We start from the raw sequence: 3,917 nt of genomic DNA on the forward strand, positions 1-3,917 counted from the left end.
TGCATTTCTTCGCCCAATCCGCGCCGCCCTGGATGGCGCTTGACGATTGAGGCGGAACCCATGAATTGGCTGCAAAAAATCATGACCCCCCGCGTGCGGACGCAAGGCGCCGCCGGCGGCAAGGGCAAGGTACCCGAAGGCGTGTGGGAGAAGTGCGGTGGCTGCGGCGCCGTGCTGTACAAACCGGAACTGGAACGCAACCTGATGGTGTGCCCCAAGTGCGGCCATCATCATGCGATCGGCGCGCGCGAACGCCTGCTGTCGTTCCTTGACGAAGACAGCGTGCAGGAACTGTGGGCCAGCATGGAGCCCACCGATCCGCTCAAATTCCGCGATTCCAAGAAGTACCGCGACCGCATCGTCGCCGCACAGAAATCCACCGGCGAGAACGATGCGCTGATCGCGATGAGCGGCAAGCTCAAGCAGCAGCCGCTAATGGCGGTGGCCTTCGAGTTCTCCTACATGGGCGGCTCGATGGGCTCGGTGGTCGGCGAAAAATTCACCCGCGCCGCCGAGCGCGCGTTGAGCGAACGCAGCGCGCTGGTGTGCTTCGCCGCCACCGGCGGCGCGCGCATGCAGGAAGCGCTGTTCTCGCTGATGCAGATGGCCAAGACCTCGGCCGCGCTGGCGCGTTTGCGCGAAGCGGGTGTTCCGTACATCAGCGTGCTGACGCATCCGACCACCGGCGGCGTGTCCGCCAGCCTCGGCATGCTGGGTGACATCAACGTGGGCGAACCCAAGGCGCTGATCGGTTTCGCCGGCCCGCGCGTGATCGAGCAGACCGTGCGCGAGACGCTGCCGGAAGGCTTCCAGCGTTCGGAGTTTCTGCTGGAACACGGCGCGATCGACATGATCGTCGACCGCCGGCAGATGCGTGACAAACTGGCTGATGTGTTGAACATCCTGCGCAAGGTGCCGCGCGCGGCGTGAGTTGCGCTGTGTGATGCATCTCGAACAACGCCGCCTTCGGGCGGCGTTGTCGTTTGCGGGTATTGGCGTGGCGATGCTGGGATTTCATCCCAGCCTACTTGTCCACAACAAATGTGGACGCCTTCTTGAAAACCCTGTGGAAAACTCGCGCACGCATCTTTGCGATCAATCACTTGGCACGTGGTGCTGAATTTTTGTGCAGCAAGTGCGCGTACTTTTCCACAGCGGTTGTGGAAAGTATCCGGTAGAGCCTGTGGATAGATGCGCTATGTCGTTGAACGCAAAGCGTGTGAGTACGGCGTGATGATGAATTGACCAGCGCAGGAATCGATCAGGCGAACAGCTGCGGTGCGCTATGCACCAGCCACAGCGACAGCGCGCCGAGGCCGCTGCCGACGACCATCGCGGCGAGCACGTCGCTCGGGTAATGCAAGCCGAGAATCACGCGCGATGCTGCCACCAGCGCGGTGAACGTCAGCAGCAGCGGTGCAAGCAGCGGGTACCAGGCCAGCGCCACGATGGTGAAGCCCACCGCCTGCAGCGTGTGGCCGGAGGGGAAGCTGAATTCATCCAGCGGCGGCACGTGCGCGATCACGCCAGGGCAAGTGCGGAACGGGCGCGGGCGACGCGTCCAGCGCTTCAGCACGCGATACAAGCCCAGCGCCACCAGGCCGGTGGCCGCCATGTGCGCAGCCGCTTCCAGGCCGCGCCGGCCGTCGATCAACGCCAGTGCTGCCATCAAGGAGTACCAGAACACGCCATCGCCCAGGCGGCTGATGATGCCGAAGAACAAGCCGACCGCATGCCGGGCGCCCCAGCGATTGGCGGCGATGCACATGCGCCGGTCGAACGCATGGCGTGGAAGTGCCACCTGCTCAGGCAGGTGCGATGGTGACATGGCGGTCATGCATGTTCTCCTCGACCAGTTCGCGCAGCAGGTTTTCGAATTCGCGGATCACCGCGTCCGGTGAAAGCCGTTCCACGCTCTCCACCGCGGCACGGCCCAAATGGCGGATCAGTTGCATGTCGCCGGCCAGCGTCACGGCTGCTGCCGTAAAGGCGCGCGCCTCGCCGGAATCGATGCGGAAGCCGTTGATGCCGTCGAACAGATGCTCGCGTGCAGCGCCTTCGGCATACGCCACCACCGGCAAGCCGGCGGCGAGCGCTTCCAGGATCACGTTGCCGAAGGTTTCGCTGAGGCTGGGGAACGGAAACAGATCGGCGCTGGCGTAATGCGCGGCCAGCGCTTCGTCGCGCTTCATGCCGGCGAAGATGAAATCCGGATGCGCCGCTTGCAGTCCGGCGCGCGCGGGGCCGTCGCCTACCCACACATAGCGGGCCTTCGGCGCCACCTGCTGGATGGCGCGGAAGGTTGCAACGGCTAGGTCCAGGTTCTTCTCCGGCGCAATCCGCCCTACGTAGAGCACCACCGGCGTATCGGTATCCACGCCCCAGCTTTCGCGCAAGGCGTTATCGCGCTTGGAGGGATGGAACAGCTTGGTATCCACCGCGCGGCGCAGCAGGCGCGCGTGATCCACGCCCATCGCCGTCAGTTCGGCCGCCAGCGCATCGGTAGGCACCAGCGTGACGTTGGCGCGCTGGTGGAAGCGGCGCAGGTAGTTGTGCACCACCGGGGTGAGAAAACCTACGCCGTAGTGATTGGCATACGCATCGAAGCGCGTATGGAAGCCGGTCGCGACGGGAATGCCCAAACGCACCGCGGTCTTCACCGCCGAACGCCCCAGCGGGCCTTCGGTGGCCACGTAGATGGCATCGGGGCGGTGCTGGGTCCAGCGCTGGCGCAGTGTGCGGTAGGCGGGAAGCCCGAAGCGCAAGCCGGGATAGCGGGGCAGCGCCGCGCCGCGCGTTTCCAGCGCATCGATGCCGGGTTCGTCGGCATGGCTGGCGGATTGACGAGGACGGATGAGATCGATCGCGTGGCCCTTTGCGGCCAGACCGGTCGCCAGACTGTGCACGGTGAGCGCGACACCGTTGATCTCTGGCGGATACGTCTCGCTGATGATGCCGATACGCATTGGCGCATCCTCGTCTTGTACTGGGGGATGCCCTGATTGGTTCTGCGCAGGCCCCACCGGCACTGTGTGTCCGCATATCTTCGGTCCATCGTCTCGACAGACGGCCAGTCTGCCTTCGCCGATGCCCCTGTGATCTGCCCACACACAGTGCCAGTGGAACCTACGCAGAACCAACCAGATCATCCCTAGCTTCCGCTTGCGCCGTTTCGCAGCGATGGCGCTCACGTGACAGGGCGGTTACGCGTGTTACGGAACGGCGAAAACCGTGCCCAGGCCGGCCCAACTGGGCTAGATTGCGTGAACGCATGCCTGGATAGGAGGTTCTACATGAAACGTCTGCTGCTTGTTGCTGCATTGACCGCCGTGGCCGGTGGCACTCTTGCCGCCGATGCGCCTGCTTTGCCCACCACCCCGTCCCCGGCTGGCGCCGAGGTCTACATCATCTCGCCGCAGGATGGCGCCACCGTGCCGCAGACCTTCACCGTGCGCTTCGGCCTCAAGGGCATGGGCGTGGCGCCCGCCGGCGTAGTCCACGCCAAAACCGGGCACCACCACCTGCTGGTGGATGTGAAAGAACTGCCGCCGGCCGGCCAGCCCATACCGAACGACAAGCAGCACCTGCACTTTGGTGGCGGCCAGACCGAAACCACGCTGACGCTGCCGCCGGGCGCGCACACGCTGCAATTGGAGTTGGGCGATGCCAATCACATCCCGTTTGTTCCACCGGTGGTGTCGAAGGTGGTTACGGTGCATGTGAAGTAGGCGAGGAAATCGGGAATCGTAGAAGCAGGTCCGGCAAGTCTGCGGATGCGCTCTCAACGATTCCCGATTGACGATTCCCGCCCCCGGTAAACGCGATCAGCTAAAATTCCGCGTTTCAACCACCGCATCTGCCAGCAATGACCGTCCGCACCCGCTTCGCCCCCAGTCCCACCGGCTTCCTGCACATCG

Annotated in this window: 5 protein-coding genes; 3 read left to right on the top strand and 2 right to left on the bottom strand. The window is 64.4% G+C overall.

Features of this window, described 5'->3' with window-relative positions:
- Positions 1-60: 60 nt before the first annotated feature.
- Positions 61-930, top strand: a complete 870-nt coding sequence (accD, locus tag VMA74_RS14690; protein ID WP_325368234.1) for an acetyl-CoA carboxylase, carboxyltransferase subunit beta — start codon at positions 61-63, stop codon at positions 928-930.
- Between the two features lie 331 nt (positions 931-1,261).
- Here accD and VMA74_RS14695 read toward each other — a convergent pair whose 3' ends face one another.
- Complete coding sequence (locus tag VMA74_RS14695) at positions 1,262-1,837, bottom strand: phosphatase PAP2 family protein (RefSeq protein ID WP_325368236.1); 576 nt, start codon at positions 1,835-1,837, stop codon at positions 1,262-1,264.
- Positions 1,806-2,966 carry a glycosyltransferase family 1 protein gene (locus VMA74_RS14700; RefSeq protein WP_325368238.1) on the bottom strand — a complete coding sequence of 387 codons (1,161 nt, stop codon included), beginning with the start codon at positions 2,964-2,966 and terminating at the stop codon, positions 1,806-1,808. The genes VMA74_RS14695 and VMA74_RS14700 overlap by 32 nt, the downstream gene beginning before the upstream one ends.
- A gap of 327 nt (positions 2,967-3,293) precedes the next feature.
- Between VMA74_RS14700 and VMA74_RS14705 the strand changes: the two genes are divergently transcribed.
- Positions 3,294-3,728: a DUF4399 domain-containing protein gene (locus tag VMA74_RS14705; RefSeq protein ID WP_325368240.1), complete on the top strand. Its 435-nt coding sequence runs from the start codon at positions 3,294-3,296 to the stop codon at positions 3,726-3,728.
- A gap of 137 nt (positions 3,729-3,865) precedes the next feature.
- The coding region (locus VMA74_RS21650) for a glutamate--tRNA ligase family protein (RefSeq protein ID WP_414649617.1) at positions 3,866-3,917 on the top strand (52 nt) is incomplete at its 3' end.

The sequence above is a fragment of the Dyella sp. genome (assembly GCF_035508675.1).
Classification (GTDB): Bacteria; Pseudomonadota; Gammaproteobacteria; order Xanthomonadales; family Rhodanobacteraceae; genus Dyella_B.